The following is an 18,043-nucleotide window of genomic DNA, read 5'->3' on the forward strand; positions in this document are numbered from 1 at the left end:
TCCAGCCGGTCCGGCCCCATTCCAGCCGGTCCGGCACCGTCCCAGCCGGTCCGGCATCACCCTCGACTGTCCGGGACCACCCCAGTCCGTCCGGGATCACCCCAGCCCCTCCGGGATCACCCCAGCCCTCTCCGGGACCACCCCCGCCTGTCCGGCATCACCCCAGCCCTCTCCGGGCACACCCCGCCCCTCCGGGATCACCTCAGCCCCTCCGGCGTTTGAGGAGCGGGGTCTGGGGCGGAGCCCCAGGTTCGGGACGGGAAGGGGCGGCGGGGGCGAAAAACCCCCTGCGAACCCCCTACAACCGCGCCGGAGCCCCACCCTTCAGATCATCGAGATCAAAGACCTCCGCCATCCGGGCATACCCCTTGTCACTCGGATGAAGATGATCCCCGGAGTCGTGCTCCGACCGGAACCGCCGCGGGGCATACGGATCAAGCAACCCCTCGTCGAAGTCGACCACCGCATCGAACACCCGCCCGGCACGAATCTCCGCATTGATCCGCTGCCGCACGACCTCCCGAGCATCCGTATACCCCCGATGCCCCCGAAACGGCATGAGCGTCGCCCCCACGACCCTCACCCCCCGCGCATGCCCCCGCGAGACCAGCTCCTCCAGCCCCGCCACGATCGCATCCGGATCAGCCACCCCCGGATGACGCAGGATGTCATTGATCCCGAGCACGACGACGACGACCTCGACGTTCGTCCGCCCCAGCACATCCCGCTCGAACCGGTTCAGCCCACTGGGATTCGAGGCCGGCCGCCCCCGCCCGTCGGCGAGCACCTGATTCCCGCTGATCCCCTCGTTGACGACGCTGTACCGAGGCACGTCCCGCCCGTCGGCGACAGCCGACCGCAGCCGGTCGGACAGCACGTCCGGCCACCGGCTGTTCGCGCCGACCGTCGAGGTGACCCCGTCCGTCAGCGAGTCACCGAGGACGACGACCGTCCCGTCCGCCTCGTTGCTCAGCACGTCCAGCGCGGTCACGTACCGCCAGGACGTGCTCTGCCCGGTGTACGCGGCCCCGGTCGCGTCCCGGGTGTGCTCGCCGTCGGCGACGTACGAGACCTGGCGCGCGTGCGGGTGATAGGTGACCGGCCCGGACGCGGTGGGGGAGTACGTCGTGATCAGGACGTCCCCGTCGTGCGGGACGGCGATGCGCACGACGTCACTCACCACCTCCCCGCCCGCCGGGACGACGACCGCCGGACTCCCGGCGAAGGCCAGCGGCCGCACGGTCTCCGCGAGCGCCGCCGCCGTGCCCGTACCCGCGGACACCGCGATCGAGGCGTGCGTGACGGTCAGCGGCGACTGGCCGTACAGGTTGGACAGCGTGACGCGGGCGCTCGTACCGCCGGCGCTGGTGTGGACGACGTTGCGCACCGAGCGGCCCGCGAGCCCCGTCGTCTCGGTGCCGGGCTCGCCCCCGGCCGGGGAGGTGGCCCAGGAGCCGACCCAGGTGCCGGTGGAGGCGGGCGCGGCCGGGTTGTTCCGGGCGTCATGACCACCGGCGAGGCCGCCGCGTTCCCGCGCACCGTCGCCGTCTCCGACGCCGGCACCGACGTATATGGCGGCGGAGACCGCCAGGATCGCGGCGACGACCGCGGCGAGCAGGGCACGCTGCTTGGCGGGAGGCGCCTGCGGGCCCCCGTCACGACCCCGGGTCATGCTCTTCTGTTCTCCTCGGAAGACGGGAGCGAGAGGCTCCGATCTGATGAACCCATGATGATCCACGGGCCGGGAAGGCTGACGCGAGGGACCGCCGAGGAACCCTTGGGTGATCCCCCTGGACAAACCCCCTCCGGACAGACGCCGGGAACTCCTGTCGCGTTCCAGGAGTCGGTCAGGAAGGGACAATGTGTGAGGGATCGCCGAACGGGTGGAGCGGATGGAACGGACTGAGACGACAGAAAAGGCGAAAGCGGCGGAAGGCGCCGGCCGGAACGCCGAAGGTCAGCATGCCCGCACCGGAGCCTTCACCAACCGCGCGATGAACACGTTCAGCCCCGCGGACGAGGAGAAGCGGCGCGGAGTGCGCCGTATGAAGCTCACCGCCACCGGACTGCTGCTGTTCGTCGCCGTCGTCTACGTCCTCACCAAATGGGCCTCCCACCAGGGCGCCGGCCCCTGGGCGGGTTATGTCGCCGCCGCGGCCGAGGCCGGCATGGTCGGCGCGCTCGCCGACTGGTTCGCCGTCACCGCCCTCTTCCGTCACCCCCTCGGCCTACGCATCCCGCACACCGCGATCATCCCCACCAAGAAGGACCAGCTCGGCGTCTCCCTCGGCGAGTTCGTCGGCGAGAACTTCCTCTCCGAGGACGTCGTACGGCAGCGGCTGCGCGCCGTCGGCATCGGCAGCCGGCTCGGCGCCTGGCTCTCCGTCCCGGAGCACGCCGACCGGGTCACCGCCGAGCTCTCGGCCGCCCTGCGCGGTGCCCTCACCGTGCTGCGCGACTCCGACGTCCAGGCGGTGGTCGGCGAGGCCATCACCCGCCGCGCGGACGCCCAGGAGATCGCGCCCGGCATGGGCAAGCTGCTGGAGCGGATCGTCGCCGACGGCGGCCACGAACGGGCCGTGGACGTCATCGTCACCCGCGCGCACGACTGGCTGGTGCTGCACAGCGACACCGTGATGGACGCCGTCCACGGCGGCGCGCCCGGCTGGACCCCCAAGTTCGTGGACCGCAAGGTCGGCGAGCGCGTCTACAAGGAGCTGCTGCGCTTCATCACCGAGATGCGCGACATGCCGTCCCACCCCGCGCGCGGCGCCCTGGACCGCTTCCTCACCGACTTCGCCTCCGACCTCCAGTCCGACACCGACACCCGCGTCCGCGTCGAGCGCCTCAAGAGCGAGATCATCGGCCGCAGCGAGGTGCAGGACCTGATCGCCTCCGTGTGGACGGCCGTACGATCCATGATCGTCTCGGCGGCGGAGGACGAGCGCAGCGAACTGCGCCTGCGGGTGCGCGCCTCGCTGCTCTCCCTGGGTGCCCGTATGTCGCTCGACCCCAAGGTGCAGGGCAAGGTCGACGGCTGGCTGGAGAGCGCGGCGGTGTACGTGGTCACCACCTACCGCAAGGAGATCACCTCCCTGATCACGGACACGGTGGCGAGCTGGGACGCGGAGCACACGACGAAGAAGATCGAGGCCAACATCGGCCGCGACCTCCAGTTCATCCGCATCAACGGCACGGTGGTCGGCTCGCTCGCCGGTCTGCTGATCTACACGGTGTCACGGGCCCTGGGCGCGTAGCGCGTCCCGGTTGTCCACGCAGTTCCCCGCGCCCCTCGGGGGTGGTCTGCCGAGAGTTGCTGCGGGCACGTCGTGGCTGGTCGCGCGGTTCCCCGCGCCCCTGGGAAGCGACCCCACCCTGAGTTCCCCCGGTCCCCCTCGTCCTCCCGACCAACGGCGACCGCAACTCCCTGGGGGCGCGGGGAACTGCGCGACCAACCACGACGCACCCGCAGGAACCCACGACGGGCAGCCCCCCAAGGGGCGCGGGGAACTGCGCGCCCAGCCACAACGGACCCGCAGGAACCCACGACGGGCCGCCCCCCAGGGGCGCGGGGAACTGCGCGAACAACCCCGACGCACCCGCAGGGACACGACGCGCCGCAAGCCCCCCGGGCGTGAAAGCCCCCACCCGGGGGCATACGGAGGTTCGCTTCGCCAGGGAGGGAGCCCATGACCACCGCCCAGTCCGGGACCGGACAACGCACGATCACCACCCGCATCCCCGCCCGCCTGGACCGCCTCCCGTGGTCCCGCTGGCACTGGACCGTCGTCATAGGTCTCGGCACCGTGTGGATCCTCGACGGCCTGGAGGTCACGGTCGTCGGCAACATCGCGAGCCGCCTGTCCGAACCGGGCAGCGGACTGCCCATCACCTCCGGCGAGGTCACCGGCATCGCCGCCGCCCTCTACGTCGCCGGCGCCTGCGCGGGCGCCCTGTTCTGGGGCCGTCTGACCGACGTCTGGGGCCGCAAGAAACTCTTCATGATCACCCTCGCGGTCTACCTCGGCGCCACCGCCCTCACCGCGATCGCCTTCGACACCTGGTGGTTCTTCCTCTTCCGCTTCCTCACCGGCTTCGGCATCGGCGGCGAGTACGCGGCCATCAACTCCGCGGTCGACGAGCTGATCCCGGCGCGCTACCGGGGCCGCGTCGACCTGATGATCAACGGCAGCTTCTGGCTGGGCGCGGTGGGCGGCTCCCTGCTGTCGATCCTGGCCCTGAACACCGACATCTTCCCGGCGAACGTCGGCTGGCGCCTGACCTTCGCCCTCGGCGCCGTACTCGCCCTGGTCATCCTCCTCGTACGCCGTCACGTCCCCGAGAGCCCCCGCTGGCTGCTGATCCACGGCCGTGACGAGGAGGCGGAACGCATCGTCGGCGACATCGAACAACGGGTCGAGGCCGAGCGGAACGAGCCGCTGCCCCGCGCCGAGGGCGAGCTGACCATCCACCAGCGCGAGAACGTCACGTTCACCGAGATCGCCCGCACCGTCTTCGCCAAGTACCGCAGGCGCTCGGTCCTCGGTTTCTCCCTCTTCATCGGCCAGGCGTTCCTCTACAACGCCATCACCTTCGGCTTCGGCGCGATCCTGACCACGTTCTTCGACGTCCCGTCCGGCAACACCGGCTACTACTTCGCCGTCATCGCGGCCGGCAACTTCCTGGGCCCGCTGCTGCTCGGCAAGCTCTTCGACACGGTCGGCCGCCGGGTGATGATCTCCGGCACGTATCTGCTCTCGGGCGTCCTGCTGTTCGGCACGGCCTGGCTCTTCGACCGGGGTTCGCTCAGCGCGGCGACCCTCACCGCCTGCTGGTGCGCCGTCCTGTTCTTCGCCTCGGCCGGCGCGTCCAGCGCCTACCTGACGGTCTCCGAGGTCTTCCCCATGGAGACCCGCGCGATGTCCATCGCCTTCTTCTACGCCATCGGCACCGCCGCGGGCGGCATCAGCGGCCCCCTGCTGTTCGCGAAGCTCACGGAAACGGGCGTGGTCGGCGACACGGTCCTCGCCTTCCGGATCGGCGCGGGCCTGATGTGCGCGGCGGGCCTGGTCGCCGCGTTCCTCGCGGTGAACGCGGAACGCCGCTCCCTGGAGGACATCGCCAGGCCGCTCACGGCGGCGGCGTCCAAGGCGAAGACGAAAACCCCCACGGATCCGGACGCGGGCGGCTCGAAACCGGCGACGCCGTAGCAGAGTCGGACGTCACAAGGCGCGCGAACCCGCCCGACCGACAGGAGCCACGGCCCGATGACCATCCGCCGGATCATGCCCGACATCCAGGTCGCCTCCGAGGAGGCGATGGACACCAGCCGGACCTTCTACGGCCTCCTCGGTTTCGAGGAGGTCATGAACATGGGCTGGGTCACCACCCTGGCCTCCCCGGCCAACCCCACCGCCCAGATCAGCTTCTTCACCGAGGAACGCACGGCTCCGGTGGTCCCCGACCTCAGTGTGGAGGTGGAGGACGTCGACGCGGTGTACGAGCGGGTACGGGCATCGGGCGCGGAGATCGTCCGCGAGCTGCGGGACGAGGAATGGGGCGTACGCCGCTTCTTCACCCGCGACCCGAACGGCCGCGTGGTGAACGTCCTGACGCACCGCTCCTGACGAGGACGCCCCGGCCCGTACGACGGACGGCGGCTCAGCCGCGCCGGTCGGCCACCGCCCAGGAGGCGAGCGCCACGGCCCCCGCCACCCCGAACACGGCGGGCCAGGCGCCCACCTTCTTCGCCAGCGGATGCGACCCGGCGAACGCGGCGACGTACGCCACCGACAGCGCCCCCGCCGCCCTGCCCCCGGCCCGCTCCCGCCACTGCTGCGCGGCGGCGGCCCCGGCCGCGGCGAGGACGACCCCGCCCAGCTGCCGCTTCCGGGTCCAGCGGGCCACGCCGTACCCGCCGACGAGTCCACTCGCGGCCACCACGGAACTGGGAACCTTCGCCATGCCTGTCTGCCTCCTGCCGCTGCCCCGGCCCGCAGGGCCGGGATCGTCCGGACTCCGAGGCTAGCGCTCCGGGAGACGGTCCCCGCGTCCAGGCCCGCAGCCGACCGTGTGACACAACCTGAGTCCCGGCTTGTCAACTTTCCTCCTCCGGGCTATATAAGAAGGGCAAGACCGTAAGGGCATCGCACCGATGAACCCACGGAAGGAGATGACCGTGATGCTCATGCGTACCGACCCGTTCCGCGAATTCGACCGACTCGCGCAGCAGGTCCTCGGTGCCACCTCCAACGGCCGCCCCGCGGCGATGCCGATGGACGCCTACCGTTCGGGGGACGACTTCATCGTCCACTTCGACCTGCCCGGCATCGATCCCGAGACGATCGACCTCGACGTCGAGCGCAACGTGCTCAGCGTGCGTGCCGAGCGCCGCTCCCCGGCACCCGAGGGTGCGGAGACCGTGGTCGCCGAGCGGCCCGCCGGCACCTTCACCCGCCAGTTGTTCCTGGGCGACACCCTGGACACGGAACGCATCGACGCCTCGTACGAGTCCGGTGTCCTGACCCTGCGCATCCCGGTGGCCGAACAGGCCAAGCCGCGCCGCATCCAGATCACCGGCGGCGACAGCCGCAAGCAGATCGGCGGCTGACCCCCTCGCGCGGCCCGCGCACCCCGCTCACCCCGCGCACATCCGGCCCTCAGAGCGGCACATGCCCGGGAAGAACCGGGGCATGGGAGAACCGGATACCGGGGCACTGGAGAACCGGAGAAGGAGAGAAGTACCGGATGACCACGCTGACACCGCAGAAGCCCGCGACCGTGAAGCAGGCCGGGGGAGTCCCGGCCCCGGCCGCGGCGCCCCGGAACGACGGCTGGCACCGACTGGTCGACGCCGTACGGGAGTCGGGCCAGTACGCGACACGGTCACAGGCGGAGAGCATCACCCGTGTCGTCCTCTCCGCCCTCGGCGGCCATGTCGTCGGCGACGAACGCGTCGACCTGGCCCGCGCCCTGCCCGAGGAGGCGGCGAGAGCGGTCGCCTCCCAGATCCCGGTGACCCGCGAGCTGACCGCCGCGGAGTTCGTCGACTCGGTGGCGGCCCGCATCGAGGGCGCGACCCCGGCCACGGCCCGCTGGGACGTCAGCTCGGTCCTGAGCGTCCTGCCCGCCCTGGTCGGCGACGCCCTGGTCACCCGCGTCCTGGCCCAACTGCCGCCGGGCTACGCCCTGCTCTTCGGCCGGGCGGAGCTGTCCCCGGCGTGACGGCCGGACCGCGGCCCCCGCACATGTGAGAACCGCCCGACGTGATCCTGCCCCGGACCCGTGTCCGGGGCCGGATCACGTCCGGATCCCGTCACCACCCACCGAACGGTTCGACGCCGCCCCTCCCCACCCGCCATCCTGCGAGCCGGAAGGCAAAGAATTCCGTATAGAACGGGGCGAAGGAGCCGAGGAGGTCCCGTCTGGAGTGTACGAACGTACGCTTCAGGGCGTACGATCGTACGCATGCCGACGGACGACCACTTCGCGAACGACCCGCGCACGAACCTCGAGCGCATGCTCGCGGGCGACCTCTACATCGCCGACGACCCGGAGATCGCCCGCCGCCAGCAGCGCGCGATGCGGCTCGCGGCCCGCTACCAGGCCGCCTACCCCGAGAACCCCACCGAGGCGAGGCCGATCCTGACCGAGCTCCTCGCCTCGGTGGGCGAGGACGTCGACGTACGCCCGCCGCTGTACGTCGACTACGGCAGCAACATCAGCATCGGCGCCCGTACCTTCGTCAACTACAACCTGACCGCCCTGGACGTCGCGCGGATCACCATCGGCGAGGACTGCCAGATCGGCCCGAACGTCCAACTCCTCACGCCCACGCACCCCGTGGAGCCGGGGCCCCGCCGCGACAAGCTGGAGGCGGCCCTGCCCATCACCATCGGCGACAACGTCTGGCTCGGCGGCGGTGCGATCATCTGCCCCGGAGTGACCATCGGCGACAACTCCGTCATCGGCGCGGGCGCGGTGGTCACCAAGGACATCCCGGCGAACGTCGTGGCCGTGGGCAACCCGGCCCGCCCGGTCCGCACCCTCTGAGCCCCGACCGCGAGCCATGGCCACCGGACACGCCGACCCCCACCGCCGCGAGCGCATCCTCGCGGCGGCGCTCGACCTGATCGCCGAGGAGGGCGTGGCGGGCGTCTCCCACCGCAAGATCGCCGCTCGTGCGAAGGTGCCGCTGGGCTCGATGACGTACCACTTCACCGGCATCGACGACCTGCTGCACGAGGCGTTCACCGGCTACGCCGACCACGTGGTGACCGTCTTCGAGCACCACCTCGGCGGCGCCACCACCCCCGACCAGGCCCGGGAAGCGGTCACCGACCTGATCCACACCCTCTCCGAGGGCCCCCGCCGCGACCTGATCCTCGTCCAGGAGCTCTACACCCTGGCGGCCCGCCACGAGCCGTACCGCGAACTGTGCGCCCGCTGGATGCGCCGCAGCCGCGCCCTCCTGGAACACCACTTCCCCCCGCCCACGGCCCGCCAGCTGGACGCCCTCATCGAGGGCCTGGCCCTCCACCGCGCCCTGGACGACACCCCGTCCGACCGCGCACTGACCCGCGAGGCGGTCGCCCGCGTCACCGCCGCGCCCTGATCCGTGAAATACCGCTGGCCAAAAGGTGGTTGAGGGCAGCATGACTCAACAACCGGCCCCTCGCGCCCTGTCCGACGAAGCCCTCTCCACCCTGCTCGGCCGGCAGCGGTTCGGCACGCTCGCCACCGTCAAGCGCAGCGGCCACCCCCATCTGACCACCATGGTGTACAGCTGGGACCCCGAGGCCCGCATCGCGCGCTTCTCGACCACGGCCGACCGCGTCAAGCTCAAGCACCTGCGGCACGACCCGCGTGCGGCGCTGCACGTGCAGGGCGGCGACGTGTGGTCGTTCGCCGTCGCCGAGGGCGAGGCCGAGACCTCCGGCGTCACGACGGCTCCCGGCGACGCGGTCGGCCGCGAACTCCTCGACATGATCCCGGAATCCGCGAGGCCCGAGGACGAGGAGGCGTTCCTGGAACAACTGGTCGCCGAGCGCCGGGTGGTCATCCGGCTGAAGGTGGACCGGCTGTACGGGACGGCGCTCGACATCGAAGGTTAGGCGGGTGGGACGAGGTCGCGGTGGCCGGTGGAGGCGGTGACGGCGCACCGGCCGGCCGCCCGACCGGTCCGGGTACGCGCACCCGGGCGCCCTCGGAGGCGGCCTGGTTCAGTGACGGGGGCGAGTCGGTCTCGAACCGGCCAGGGAAGGCCGAAAAGAGGTACTTGCCATTTCAACATATTCATTGTGAGCATGCGCATGACGTTCCGAGATCGGAGTCCTTCATGCGTTTGAAGTCCCTTGCCCTCGCGGCGATACCCGCGGCTTTCCTCGGTGTCATGGCATCCGCGCCCAGCGCGTCGGCGTGGTCTCCCGGGAACTGCCGGACGGGTACGTTCTGCGTCTGGCCCGAGTTCTGGTACGGCGACACGGACATGCCGCCGTCGCTGGTGACCGACGACGAATGGTCGGGCAGCGCCCTCGGCCACATCTTCTACAACAGGACGTCCCAGGACGTCACGATGACGTACGTCGTCGTCGGACAGGAGGAGCAGGGGCCCAGGACGTCATGCGTCTCCAGCAATCACGGCAGCTACTTCACGATGCCCATGTACGTCACGGACATCGCCTGGCGTGAGGACGACGGCAGCCCCTGCTGGTGACCGCCCCGGAGGGCCGGCGCGGCCCCGGCGCGCCCTGCCCCCACCGCGAACGGGGGCAGGGCGCGCGGAGGACGGCTCAGGAGGCGGGGCCTCCGTCCGGAGTGGTGAAGACCCACTGGTACCGGGCCCACTCGTCCGTCATGTGACCGCGCGCCCACCTCTCCATGGAACCGTCAACAGTTGAAAAGGGAATTGCCGAGGTGAGTGGCGTGGTCGGCGCTTCGAGTGTCATGCTGGTAAGCGGGAGTCGACAGAAAAAGCAGGCGATCCGTAAATTCCTGCACTTCTATTCTCTTGGGGCATCGGACTAAGCGCAGAAGCGACGAAGTGGCCCTCGGAATTCCCAAAGCGGCAATAGTGGCGGCTTCGAAAAATTTCCACGGGACACGGGTGGCCGGCCCCGTGCTCCCCGGAGGGGGCGGGCCCCCTGAGGAGATCGACATGCCTTGCGTGCCACCCGGACAGATCTATGACACCTGGGAAGAACGACAGGCCATCGCGGACCTGGTGGAGGGCCTCGTCGCCCGGAACTACCAGGAACATCTGAAGGCGGAAGGATTCGGGGGCTGCGAACTCTGGTTCCCCCCGACCGGCGGAAGGCTCGACTTCTTCGACATCAACGTCGGGAAGCACCGCTGCGCCAACATGGCCGACTACCTGAAATTCCACAACTCGCACGTGAACCGGCAGGCGATCGTGGATCAGTGCCTGGCCAGTAGTCCGAAGCTGATGGACGTCAAGGTGCCCGACATCATTTCCCACCGGTTCGGCCGGACCGAGTTCTACGAAATCAAGCCCGACTCGCCCAGCGGCAGGCGGTCCGGAAAGGACAAGATCGGCTGGTTCATGCTGCTCTGCGAGCCGGGCAAGGCCAATCTCCCGTACAAGCCCGGTAATAAATACAAACCGAAGTTCCAGGTCGAGTTGCCGAACGGAAATTCCCTCGGGGGCAGGTACAAGATAGTCATCGAAGTGGAATGGGAAGTCGACGGCCTCATTCTGTACCGGCTGTGCCTGGTGGGCACGCGGCGCCGACAGGGCGAGAAGTGCACCGCCCTGCAGCGGGCGGCGGGGCTGGCGGCGGTCGTTCGCGTCCGGCTTTCCGAGGAGGACACCAGGACGGTCCTGGAAGGCCTGATCCCCTCCGCGCAGTCTCCCCTGCAACAGGCCGTGGGCCGTGCGTCGGGAGCCGGTACGCCGTCGCCGAACATCCGGGACGACGTCATGTACGCCCAGCTCCTGCTGAACGACTGGCGTGGACGTCATGAGGGACAACTGATCGACGAGGACGGCCTGTACGGCCCTCAGACGGACGGCGCCATCATCGACTTCCAGCAGAACGTCACCGGGATCGTGGACGGCCGCATGGACGTACAAGGTCCGGCCGTCACCGCCCTCCAACAGGACCATCTGCGTGCCGCGTTCGCTCCCGGCATGCTGAGTGACAGTGAGATCCCCCGCCTCACCCTGCACGGCGACGTCATCCACACCGACTGGGACGGTGAGGGAGACATCGAGGGCATGGCGGACGAGATCACTTGGCCGATGCTGCTGGAGGCCATGCACCGAGAGGTCCGCGGATACTTCAGGATGCTCTACGGCAGCGACGACATCGCCGCCCCCGGCGGGCAGGGCGACGTCCCCGTCGGTGTCCCTCAAACGCTCCAGGCCCTGGACGCGATGGGTGTCGACTTCAGCGTCCCGGAGGCCACTCTCCAGGACTGGCTGGGGAACACCGAATTCACTCCCTACCCTTCGATATCCCAGGCGCTCCTCCGGCTCGGCCGGCGACTCAGGCTCCCCGTCTTCCTGGATGTCGTCGTCTGGAACTACGAACACACCCCCGGGGCGGCCTCCCCGCGTCGTGTGGAGGACGTGAACGCCGAGACACTGAAAGCAGCGGTGGTCAAGGCGTTCGAGACCCGCCACGGGATCCAGGCGGGCACCTTCGAGAACGTCCTGGGTCCTCAGTGACCGCTGACGAGCCAGGAGCCGTCGCCGGCCCCGGCGAGCCCGGGTCCGGGTCTCCCGGAGGCGGCCGGGGGAGCCCTTCGCCCCATGGGCAACGAATGGATCGCCTTACCTCGCCGCCACCTCCCCGAAGGGGATATGGGCGATATCTACCGCAAAATCTCTTTTAGTTACTCCGTGCCATCCAAAGCACCGAAATGCAATCGCCAGTTGATCACCAACGCCATGACGAGGGATACTACCTGGCGGATGCGTGTTACCGACCGAGTGGCACTCGCTCCAATATCCTCCGTGCAGGTCATCGGAGGCCATTTACCCAGAGATTACTGGGCAGTTGACTTCAGGGTTTCGTGGTAGCGTCCTTGCTCGGAGGGACAGTGCAACCTGAAAGGGAAATCGTGAACACGGAGAAGATCGCCGCTCGCCGCCTCTCGCTGGAAGAGGTGACGAAGCTCGGCGTGAAGGACAGGATCTTCGTTTCCGCCGACACGGAAGAGCTCAAGCTTCCCGACTGCTATGTCCCTGCTTTTCTGACCAAGTCCGGTGAGGATTTCGAGGGCGGCTCGATCACGGCGAGGACCGTATTCCAGGAAGAGGTCTCCTGCCTTCCTGACGACGAGAACGAAGCCGGAATCTACGTGGCCGACGAGAACGGCTCGGTGACCATCGAGGTCCTCCAGTCCGCCGGTGTCGTGCTGGACCTGGCGCTTTTCGTCCCCGGTGGGGACAAGGGGTCCCTCACGGCCCTTTACGCCGCGGTTCGGCAGGCGTTCGGCGCCGATGTCGTGCAGATCTGGCGCCAGGGCCTCAAGGAGGTTCCCGACGTGAAGGTCGACATCTTCGAGGAGCAGGTTCCCCGGGGGCGCAAGGGGAACGACAGCCCCAAGCGTGACCGTCGCGCGATCGACACCTACCCCACCCGTGCGGACTTCATCGAGTTCTCCACGGGGTGGAAGCCGGTCGTCGAGATCCACCGGCCGATCGTCGACGACACCCCGACCATCTGAGGCGGCGTCACCTCTCGTCCCGGCTTGAGAGAACGCCGAGAACGCATGCGCCGGACCCGGCCGACCCCTGAGCGACCCAGGGAACCGTCGGGAAACAACTCACGAACGCCGGAGCGCCGTTCCGCTCGATGACTTCGCGAGACGGCACGCCTGACCAAGATCAAAGCCTGAAGTCATTCTGCGACAGCCCTCAGGGCTTCGGCGTGGTCGAGTGACGTCCACTTCGCGCTCGGGCGAGATCGAGGACCGCGAGGGGGCGGGCGGGCGTCACGCGCATTGCGGCGACGGCCGGAGGCGATGTCCTTCGCGCCGTCCAGTCGCAGGGCTCCGACCGCGAGGTCGCGCCAGGTCGCCATGGCGCGGAGCGCGCTGCCGGTCCGCACGCTCCGCCGCCAGGGCGTCGGCTCCCGCCTCATGGACGAGCTCCGCGCGCCGGCGGCGGCACGGCCCGGATGCAGCCGTGCAGGTCGTGCTCTGTCCTGGGAGCTGAAAGCGGATCAGCCGAGTCGGTGCGAGGCGCGCGCGTAAGTGGTCGTGTCCCGCAGGTCGCGCAGCATGGGTTCCGAATCGCGGGCCGCAAGCAAGGTCTTCGGGTCGAGATCGGCGGTGATCAACTCCGCTTGATCCGCGCCGGCCTCGGCGAGCCGCCGCCCGTCCGGTCCCCAGACGGCGCTGGAGCCACAGGCGTTCCAGCCCCCCGTCGTACCGATGTGATTGGCCAGTACGGCGTAGCAGGTGTTGTCCAGGGCCCGTGCCGGGAACCATGTGCGCGACTCGTGGTATCCGTTGCCGACGCTGAACAAGGCGCCGACGACGTAGGCGTGGCAGCCGTCCAGCGCCGCCGCACGCGCGTGCTCCGGAAAGCCGGAGTCGTAGCAGATGCCCAACCCCAGGCGCCAGCCGTCGAGCTGAAGCGTGCACCCGGCCGTGCCCTCGCGATAGATCTCGCGTTCCGACTTGAACAGGTGCTGTTTGTCGTAGCGGGTGACGAACTCCCCGTTCGTGTCGATGACCAGTGCCGAGACGTACAGATCACCCTGATCGTGGAACGCGGCGCCGACAACGGCAGCCGTGCCGGTCTCCCGGCAGGCGTCGGCGATGGGGTCCAGCCGCGGGTCGCCGGGCTGCACGGCGCAACTGTGCGGGTCGGCCTGGACGAGGTCGGGCTCGTAGCCGCTGAGGAACTTCTCCGGAAAGACCACGAGCCGGGCCTCGGCCCGCGCAGCGTCACGGACCATGGCTGTCACGGTGGCCACATTGGCCTCGACATCACCGGCCTCGGCCTGAGCCTGCGCGGCAGCTATGCGTATCGGACGCGAGGGGAGCGGATGGACCCGGTGCCGGCCTGCATGTTCTGTCACGGATCTTCACACTACCGCCGCGCACCTCGCCGCACTCATTTGTGCGAGCTCCTACTTCTCACGGGCTCCGTCAGTCGGCGTCGCAGCTCCCAGATCCTTCGCTCGCTGGGCGGCCTGTGCGGCAACCGGCCGCGATCACACCGCCCGCGAGCCTGGAACCTCCTGCTTCAACCGTGCCGCCAGGTCGAGACCCTCCTGTACGGCGATGTCGAAGTCAGGGTCCTGGTGGAGACGAACCCGCCCCCGGTGGTCGACGATCACTGCGGCGACCGCCTTGAGGTCCGCTTCCGAGGAGGCCTCCAGCGCACGCTGGAGATCCGCTTCGAAGGTCTCCTGGTCGCCGGGGAAGCCGTGCCCGGACCGCAGAGCGGCCCGGATGTCGCCGATGGTCCTCAACGGCAACGGCGCAGGGATGGGTGTTTCCACGTGCTCTGCGCTCACGATCTCTCGCTCCTTGATCTCCCCCGTCCTGCGAAGAATGTCCTGCATGTCCGCATCCTGTGCAGGCATCACCCAGAACTGAGGGTGGGATTCTCATCGGGGGACGGCTTCAAGGAGGCGGCTGGCCGTCGTGGCCGTCCCGACGAGCTTGGACCCGGGTCCCCGGGAGGCGGGCCAGGGTGCTCGTGATTCGGCGAGCAGCGCACCCGCCTTCTCGCGTACCGCCGAGCGGCGCGGGCGATGATGTGCGGGTGTTCTACGAGGATCTCAGCGCGTACGACTACCTGGACGACGACACCTTCACGGACCTGGAGTCCGGCTTCTACGGACTCTGGTACCGCCCCGCGTACACCCGCCTGAACGTCGGCTGGCTGGAGGCCGGCAAGCCGTACGCGACGGGGCCGGTCCCCGAGGCGTTCGTGGAGAAGCTGAAGGCCGTCCAGCGGGTCCAGTGGATGAACGTCTGCCTGGGCGTGCACGAGTGCGACCTGTGCCCGGCGCGGGACGAGCCGGCCCCGGAGGGCAACGGGGAGCTGCGCATCCCGGGCGCCCCCGGCACGGCCTACGCCGCCCCGTTCCTCGTCACGCACTACGTGACCGCCCACGGCTACCGCCCGCCGCAGCCCTTCATCGACGCCGTCCTCGCGGTCGACGTCGACGCGTGGGCCTCCGCGCGCTGGCCCGACGTGCCCTTTCCCTGGGTTCCGGAGGACGCGGAACGCATGGTGGAGTAGGTGGCTCGGGAGTGTCAGGCGGGCACGACCGGTCGCTCGCGTCTCAGCCCTGCCAAGAAGAAACGCCATGCACCGGCTTCGACAGAGACGACAGAACCGTCCGCGCCCTTGGAATCGCGTATGAGCACCCCGTGCGTGACGTGCGCGCACTCCACGCACTCGGTTGTGTTCGCGCCGCTGTAAGACGACTTGAACCAGGCCAGCCCAGGAGGGGCGGGAGAACGGGCGGGCATCTACAGCTCCTTGCGTGCGCGATGGATCAGGGCGGAGGAAGCCTCCATGTCCAACGCTTGTGCGCGAAGGTACTCGAACGCAAGTCTGTATCGCTCCAACTCCTCGTCCTTCTCCAGGAAGAGGGAACCGGTGTGGAAGTCGACATAGACCACATCAAGGGCTGACTCCGTACCGCCGATGATCACAAAGCTGCCAAGAGCGGCACCGTGGGCTCCGTTCGAGAACGGTAGTACTTGCAGTGTGATGTGCGGTGACTCATTGACTTCGAGGAGCCGCCCGAGCTGTTCCTTCATGATCTCTGGCGAGCCCACGACCCGGCGGATCACGGACTCATCGAGGATGGCCCACAGCCGGAACGGCTTCGGCCGGGTGAGGATCTCCTGGCGCTTCATGCGGATGTCCACCAACCGCTCGATCTCAGCTGGTTCCAGGGGGATCTCGTTGGCCTTCTGCAGAGCGGTGCTGTAGGCGCGGGTCTGGAGAAGGCCTGGGACGTAGACGCAGGAGAAGTGGTCCTCGCGTACGGCCTCGTCCTCAAGGGTGAGCAGGAGGTTCATGCTTTCCGGGATGGAGTCGGCGAACGAACTCCACCAACCCTGCTGTTTGGCGTCCTTCGCCAGGCGCACCACGGCTTCCCGCTCGGCATCCGTGGCTCCGTACTCACGGCACAGTGCGTCCACGACGATCCACTTCACCGGTCCCGCCTGCGTCTCGTACCGGCTGACCGTTGCCTTCGATACGCCGACCAGCCCGCCGGCCTCCTCCAGGGTCATCCCTTTGCGGGCGCGCAACTTGCGCAGCATCGCTCCGAGTTGACGGCGGCGTGTGGTGGTCCGTACGGACATGGAACTCCTCAAGCGCTCACCCGGGCAGGCGCTCGGGGTGTGAACAGGCTAGGTAGCGCGGCTGTCGACCCACCATGCGATTCACTCGATAGAGGTTTATGAGAAGTTACACAGTGAGAGTTCTCTGTGTCATTCTCGGTGACGGATAGCTACGCAATGCAGCCGTTCGGACACGGCAGGCGCAGCATGCGCGTGGCACGGGAGGGAGAACCGCTTATGCCCGGTACCGACATCGAGAACCGTCAGCGCCGTTGTGTCCTGCCTTTTGAGGCGCTGCCGGCGGAAGTGCGCCTGCTACGGCGGGCCGCCGCCACGCAGCTCGGCCAGTGGGGCGTGCCGACCGCTGGTGACGCGACGCAGCTCGTCGTGACGGAGCTGGCGACGAACGTCATCAAGCACGTTGGCGAGGGTTCGCCGGCGACCCTGATCATGGAGTGGAAGCGCGAGCGACTGCGCGTCGAGATGCACGACAAGAGCAGCGCGCTGCCCGCACTGCGCACCGCCGACTGCGAGGCGGAGTGCGGCCGCGGCCTGCACATGCTCGCCGCCATGGCCGTGGACTGGGGGACCGCCGTCACTGCGCTGGGTAAAGCAGTGTGGTGCGAGATCGAGCTGGGCTCGGACGCCGTGTGCCTGCGCATGGAGCGGGCCATCGACGTGCTGGAGAGCTACCGGGAGCGCGGCGGGTCCGTCCTGCACGGGCGGTGCGAAACAGTCCTGGAAGAGACAGCGGTCGAGCTGATCGCCGACCTGCTGCACTGGACGTCCGCACGGGGCCTGGACCCGGACGACGTGCTGGATCGGGCGCAGATGCACTACGAGGCTGAAGCGGACGCTGCCTAGTGAGTGGTCGTCTCGACGGGCTTTCGTATCAGCTCCCGGATGGCCGACGGCGTGCGCCAGGATTCTCCTGGGCGGGTCCTGTGACACATGCGGTGACAGTTGGCGCAGAGACAGGCAAGGTCCGCGAGCCTGGTTTCTCTGGGGCCGGAAACGTAGAGAGGGGTGATGTGATGCACCTCTATGTACCCATCACCGAGTTCACCGTAGGTGAGGGCGAAGTCGAAGCCGCAGGCTTCGCACCTGAGTGGCTGTCCGCTGTCCCTGACCTGCTTGATCTTCAGCTTGCGCAGGTGAGGGTCCCGTTCCCGGGCGAGCGCCCAGCGGGTGAGGAGCCGTCCCTCAATGGCCATCGAACCATCGTCATTGACTTCGTCGGGCTGGTGGGGGAGGAGATGCAGTTCACCGGAACTAATGCCGCCCCTGAGCGCCTCGACTGCCTGAAGCATCTCCGTCTCGCGCTCGGTGAACGCTTTGATCATCCGGAGTGTGGGGCTGCCGCAGCGGGTGCGTTTCCCCCGATAAGGGCCGTAATTGGTGGCGAAGTCCGATGTCTTGCGGCTCACGCTGCCGGGCGAGCGGAACCCAGGAAGCTCCAGGATCGCTGGGTCGTGCAGAGGCAGCGAGCGCAACAGCTCGGACAGCTCCTGCACTTCTTGATCGCTAGTTCTCAGCTCGTGCCAGTCGTTCTTCACGACCAGCGCTCCAACCAGCACGAGTTCGTCTTCGGTCCATGCAGGGCTGCGACGCACAGGCCATATCGTATGCGTGTTCGGCGTGTGTTCGGTGACTGCCGGTGCATTGCTGCACACTTAATCAGTCTGTCAGTGAGTTGTGTCACCCTCAGTGACGGTGGATAGCACAGCGTTTCTGCCGCAGTGCGATGGTAAGGAGG

The 18,043-nt window shown here is 68.7% G+C and carries 20 protein-coding genes and 1 pseudogene; 13 read left to right on the plus strand and 8 right to left on the minus strand.

Going from position 1 to position 18,043, the window contains the following annotated elements; translation table 11 throughout:
• Positions 1-298: 298 nt before the first annotated feature.
• Positions 299-1,672, minus strand: a complete 1,374-nt coding sequence (locus tag ACFV5H_RS18265; RefSeq protein WP_385195762.1) for an SGNH/GDSL hydrolase family protein — start codon at positions 1,670-1,672, stop codon at positions 299-301.
• A gap of 220 nt (positions 1,673-1,892) precedes the next feature.
• Here ACFV5H_RS18265 and ACFV5H_RS18270 point away from each other — a divergent pair, with 220 nt between their 5' ends.
• From ACFV5H_RS18270 to ACFV5H_RS18280, 3 genes are all read left to right on the plus strand, one after another.
• The gene (locus ACFV5H_RS18270; protein WP_385195764.1) at positions 1,893-3,257 is read left to right on the plus strand and encodes a DUF445 domain-containing protein; all 1,365 of its coding nucleotides are present in this window, start codon (positions 1,893-1,895) and stop codon (positions 3,255-3,257) included.
• Positions 3,258-3,689: 432 nt separating this feature from the next.
• Positions 3,690-5,210 (plus strand): MFS transporter, encoded by a 1,521-nt coding sequence (locus ACFV5H_RS18275; protein ID WP_385195766.1) that lies wholly within the window; start codon positions 3,690-3,692, stop codon positions 5,208-5,210.
• Between the two features lie 57 nt (positions 5,211-5,267).
• The gene (locus tag ACFV5H_RS18280; protein WP_385195769.1) at positions 5,268-5,627 is read left to right on the plus strand and encodes a VOC family protein; all 360 of its coding nucleotides are present in this window, start codon (positions 5,268-5,270) and stop codon (positions 5,625-5,627) included.
• Between the two features lie 34 nt (positions 5,628-5,661).
• Here the strand turns inward: ACFV5H_RS18280 and ACFV5H_RS18285 are convergent, their stop codons facing one another.
• Positions 5,662-5,964: a hypothetical protein gene (locus tag ACFV5H_RS18285; protein ID WP_149548306.1), complete on the minus strand. Its 303-nt coding sequence runs from the start codon at positions 5,962-5,964 to the stop codon at positions 5,662-5,664.
• 217 nt (positions 5,965-6,181) lie between these two features.
• Here ACFV5H_RS18285 and ACFV5H_RS18290 point away from each other — a divergent pair, with 217 nt between their 5' ends.
• The 6 genes from ACFV5H_RS18290 to ACFV5H_RS18315 all read left to right on the plus strand — a co-directional run bounded on the left by ACFV5H_RS18290 (position 6,182) and on the right by ACFV5H_RS18315 (position 9,715).
• A complete protein-coding gene (locus tag ACFV5H_RS18290) occupies positions 6,182-6,610 on the plus strand; it encodes an Hsp20/alpha crystallin family protein (RefSeq protein WP_385195771.1) in 429 nt (142 codons plus the stop codon).
• 137 nt (positions 6,611-6,747) lie between these two features.
• The gene (locus tag ACFV5H_RS18295; RefSeq protein WP_385195773.1) at positions 6,748-7,224 is read left to right on the plus strand and encodes a DUF2267 domain-containing protein; all 477 of its coding nucleotides are present in this window, start codon (positions 6,748-6,750) and stop codon (positions 7,222-7,224) included.
• Positions 7,225-7,467: 243 nt separating this feature from the next.
• The gene (locus ACFV5H_RS18300) at positions 7,468-8,052 is read left to right on the plus strand and encodes a sugar O-acetyltransferase (protein WP_385052710.1); all 585 of its coding nucleotides are present in this window, start codon (positions 7,468-7,470) and stop codon (positions 8,050-8,052) included.
• Positions 8,053-8,068: 16 nt separating this feature from the next.
• Complete coding sequence (locus ACFV5H_RS18305; protein ID WP_385052707.1) at positions 8,069-8,614, plus strand: TetR/AcrR family transcriptional regulator; 546 nt, start codon at positions 8,069-8,071, stop codon at positions 8,612-8,614.
• A gap of 40 nt (positions 8,615-8,654) precedes the next feature.
• Positions 8,655-9,113: a TIGR03618 family F420-dependent PPOX class oxidoreductase gene (locus ACFV5H_RS18310; RefSeq protein ID WP_385195776.1), complete on the plus strand. Its 459-nt coding sequence runs from the start codon at positions 8,655-8,657 to the stop codon at positions 9,111-9,113.
• Between the two features lie 278 nt (positions 9,114-9,391).
• Complete coding sequence (locus ACFV5H_RS18315; protein WP_385052700.1) at positions 9,392-9,715, plus strand: hypothetical protein; 324 nt, start codon at positions 9,392-9,394, stop codon at positions 9,713-9,715.
• Positions 9,716-9,800: 85 nt separating this feature from the next.
• Here the strand turns inward: ACFV5H_RS18315 and ACFV5H_RS18320 are convergent.
• Positions 9,801-9,887: pseudogene (locus ACFV5H_RS18320) on the minus strand (nuclear transport factor 2 family protein); the annotation flags it as partial.
• A gap of 269 nt (positions 9,888-10,156) precedes the next feature.
• Here ACFV5H_RS18320 and ACFV5H_RS18325 point away from each other — a divergent pair.
• Both ACFV5H_RS18325 and ACFV5H_RS18330 read left to right on the plus strand, forming a co-directional pair.
• The gene (locus ACFV5H_RS18325; RefSeq protein WP_385195778.1) at positions 10,157-11,689 is read left to right on the plus strand and encodes a peptidoglycan-binding protein; all 1,533 of its coding nucleotides are present in this window, start codon (positions 10,157-10,159) and stop codon (positions 11,687-11,689) included.
• A gap of 395 nt (positions 11,690-12,084) precedes the next feature.
• On the plus strand, positions 12,085-12,693 hold the full coding sequence (locus ACFV5H_RS18330; RefSeq protein ID WP_385052690.1) for a hypothetical protein: 609 nt from the start codon (positions 12,085-12,087) through the stop codon (positions 12,691-12,693).
• 497 nt (positions 12,694-13,190) lie between these two features.
• On the opposite strand, the gene ACFV5H_RS18335 is transcribed toward ACFV5H_RS18330, so the two are convergent.
• Both ACFV5H_RS18335 and ACFV5H_RS18340 read right to left on the minus strand, forming a co-directional pair.
• Positions 13,191-14,054 (minus strand): carbon-nitrogen hydrolase family protein, encoded by an 864-nt coding sequence (locus tag ACFV5H_RS18335; protein ID WP_385195780.1) that lies wholly within the window; start codon positions 14,052-14,054, stop codon positions 13,191-13,193.
• A 135-nt stretch (positions 14,055-14,189) separates the two neighbouring features.
• Positions 14,190-14,543, minus strand: a complete 354-nt coding sequence (locus ACFV5H_RS18340; protein ID WP_385195782.1) for a hypothetical protein — start codon at positions 14,541-14,543, stop codon at positions 14,190-14,192.
• A 203-nt stretch (positions 14,544-14,746) separates the two neighbouring features.
• Between ACFV5H_RS18340 and ACFV5H_RS18345 the strand changes: the two genes are divergently transcribed.
• Positions 14,747-15,229 (plus strand): hypothetical protein, encoded by a 483-nt coding sequence (locus tag ACFV5H_RS18345; protein ID WP_385195784.1) that lies wholly within the window; start codon positions 14,747-14,749, stop codon positions 15,227-15,229.
• 14 nt (positions 15,230-15,243) lie between these two features.
• On the opposite strand, the gene ACFV5H_RS18350 is transcribed toward ACFV5H_RS18345, so the two are convergent.
• Positions 15,244-15,462, minus strand: coding sequence for a DUF397 domain-containing protein (locus ACFV5H_RS18350; protein ID WP_385195787.1), 219 nt, complete (start codon positions 15,460-15,462; stop codon positions 15,244-15,246).
• Positions 15,463-16,308, minus strand: coding sequence for a helix-turn-helix transcriptional regulator (locus ACFV5H_RS18355; protein ID WP_361740563.1), 846 nt, complete (start codon positions 16,306-16,308; stop codon positions 15,463-15,465). It abuts the gene before it with no gap.
• A gap of 216 nt (positions 16,309-16,524) precedes the next feature.
• Between ACFV5H_RS18355 and ACFV5H_RS18360 the strand changes: the two genes are divergently transcribed.
• Positions 16,525-17,151, plus strand: a complete 627-nt coding sequence (locus ACFV5H_RS18360; protein WP_385195790.1) for an ATP-binding protein — start codon at positions 16,525-16,527, stop codon at positions 17,149-17,151.
• Here the strand turns inward: ACFV5H_RS18360 and ACFV5H_RS18365 are convergent.
• Positions 17,148-17,900 (minus strand): HNH endonuclease, encoded by a 753-nt coding sequence (locus tag ACFV5H_RS18365; RefSeq protein WP_385195793.1) that lies wholly within the window; start codon positions 17,898-17,900, stop codon positions 17,148-17,150. The two genes, ACFV5H_RS18360 and ACFV5H_RS18365, sit on opposite strands and share 4 nt — an antisense overlap.
• Between the last annotated feature and the right edge of the window lie 143 nt (positions 17,901-18,043).

It is taken from the genome of Streptomyces sp. NPDC059787, assembly GCF_042732315.1.
Lineage (GTDB): Bacteria > Actinomycetota > Actinomycetes > Streptomycetales > Streptomycetaceae > Streptomyces > Streptomyces atrovirens.

Bases quoted from the DNA above. Each gene is read 5' to 3' on its own strand.
- ACFV5H_RS18305 (WP_385052707.1), top strand. From the start codon at position 8,069: ATGGCCACCGGACACGCCGACCCCCACCGCCGCGAGCGCATCCTCGCG.
- ACFV5H_RS18310 (WP_385195776.1), top strand. From the start codon at position 8,655: ATGACTCAACAACCGGCCCCTCGCGCCCTGTCCGACGAAGCCCTCTCC.
- ACFV5H_RS18270 (WP_385195764.1), top strand. From the start codon at position 1,893: ATGGAACGGACTGAGACGACAGAAAAGGCGAAAGCGGCGGAAGGCGCC.
- ACFV5H_RS18295 (WP_385195773.1), top strand. From the start codon at position 6,748: ATGACCACGCTGACACCGCAGAAGCCCGCGACCGTGAAGCAGGCCGGG.
- ACFV5H_RS18355 (WP_361740563.1), bottom strand. From the start codon at position 16,308: ATGTCCGTACGGACCACCACACGCCGCCGTCAACTCGGAGCGATGCTG.
- ACFV5H_RS18290 (WP_385195771.1), top strand. From the start codon at position 6,182: ATGCTCATGCGTACCGACCCGTTCCGCGAATTCGACCGACTCGCGCAG.
- ACFV5H_RS18300 (WP_385052710.1), top strand. From the start codon at position 7,468: ATGCCGACGGACGACCACTTCGCGAACGACCCGCGCACGAACCTCGAG.
- ACFV5H_RS18280 (WP_385195769.1), top strand. From the start codon at position 5,268: ATGACCATCCGCCGGATCATGCCCGACATCCAGGTCGCCTCCGAGGAG.
- ACFV5H_RS18325 (WP_385195778.1), top strand. From the start codon at position 10,157: ATGCCTTGCGTGCCACCCGGACAGATCTATGACACCTGGGAAGAACGA.
- ACFV5H_RS18275 (WP_385195766.1), top strand. From the start codon at position 3,690: ATGACCACCGCCCAGTCCGGGACCGGACAACGCACGATCACCACCCGC.
- ACFV5H_RS18315 (WP_385052700.1), top strand. From the start codon at position 9,392: ATGGCATCCGCGCCCAGCGCGTCGGCGTGGTCTCCCGGGAACTGCCGG.
- ACFV5H_RS18265 (WP_385195762.1), bottom strand. From the start codon at position 1,672: ATGACCCGGGGTCGTGACGGGGGCCCGCAGGCGCCTCCCGCCAAGCAG.
- ACFV5H_RS18285 (WP_149548306.1), bottom strand. From the start codon at position 5,964: ATGGCGAAGGTTCCCAGTTCCGTGGTGGCCGCGAGTGGACTCGTCGGC.
- ACFV5H_RS18350 (WP_385195787.1), bottom strand. From the start codon at position 15,462: ATGCCCGCCCGTTCTCCCGCCCCTCCTGGGCTGGCCTGGTTCAAGTCG.
- ACFV5H_RS18340 (WP_385195782.1), bottom strand. From the start codon at position 14,543: ATGCAGGACATTCTTCGCAGGACGGGGGAGATCAAGGAGCGAGAGATC.
- ACFV5H_RS18360 (WP_385195790.1), top strand. From the start codon at position 16,525: ATGCCCGGTACCGACATCGAGAACCGTCAGCGCCGTTGTGTCCTGCCT.